Here is a 1,125-nt window from a genome sequence, read left to right as displayed (position 1 = left end):
TGACCGACACGGTCGACACCACAAACTTGTCGCTGAGCGCGACGGGCTCGGTCGCTGAAGGCGGCTCGATCGTCTACACCGCAACGCTGACCAATGCCGCTGGCTCGCCAGTTACCGTGACCTTGTCGAACGGCGCCGTGATCACCATCGAGGCCGGCAAAACCACCGGCACCGTGACCGTTGCAGCGCCAGCCGACGACGTCTACAAAGACGCCGGCCCTGTGCAGGCAACGATCAGCACCGCCACCGGTGGCAACTTCGAAAACCTGGTGCCAAGCACGACGCCGGCCATCACCAGCGTCACCGACACCATCAACACCACCACCGTGAAGTTGACGGCAACGGCTGCAGCGGCAGAGGGCGGCAACGTCGTCTACACAGCGACTGTCGGTGCGCCGGTGACCGGCTCGCCGGTCGTGGTAACGCTGTCGAACGGTCAGACCATCACCATTGGCGTTGGCCAAACCACCGGCACCGCGACCACCACAGCGCCTAACGACGCGTTGACCGGTCACGCACCACTGACCAACGCGATCACCAACGTAACGGGCGGTAACTACGAGAACCTCGTCGCCGACAAAACCCCGGTCAGCACCACCGTGACCGACACCATCGACACCACCAACCTGACGCTGTCCGCGACCGGCACCGTGGCCGAAGGTGGCCAGATCACCTACACCGCGACCCTAACCAACGCCGCTGGCTCGCCAGTCACCGTGACTTTGTCGAACGGCGCAGTGATCACCATCGAGGCCGGCAAAACCACCGGCACCGTGACCGTTGCAGCGCCAGCCGACGATGTCTACAAAGACGCCGGCCCTGTGCAGGCAACGATCAGCAGCGCCACCGGTGGCAACTTCGAAAACCTGGTGACCAGTACTGCGCCAGCCGTGACCAGCGTCACCGACACCATCGACACCACCACCGTGAAATTGACGGCGACTGGCACCGCAGCTGAAGGCGGTAACGTCGTCTACACCGCCACTGTCGGTGCAGCTGTGACCGGCGCGCCGGTTGTCGTGACCCTGTCGAACGGTCAGACCATCACCATTGGCGTTGGCCAAACCACCGGCACCGCGACCACCACCGCGCCGAACGACGCGTTGACTGGCCACGCTCCGTTGA

The 1,125-nt window shown here is 64.3% G+C and carries 1 protein-coding gene; it reads left to right on the top strand.

What is annotated here, in order from left to right; translation table 11 throughout:
* A partial coding sequence (locus tag PMI37_RS27435) for an immunoglobulin-like domain-containing protein (protein ID WP_008087523.1) occupies positions 1 to 1,125 on the top strand: 1,125 nt, incomplete at both ends.

The organism is Pseudomonas sp. GM80 (assembly GCF_000282515.1).
Lineage (GTDB): Bacteria > Pseudomonadota > Gammaproteobacteria > Pseudomonadales > Pseudomonadaceae > Aquipseudomonas.
This window is presented reverse-complemented; position numbering and strand designations above follow the sequence as displayed.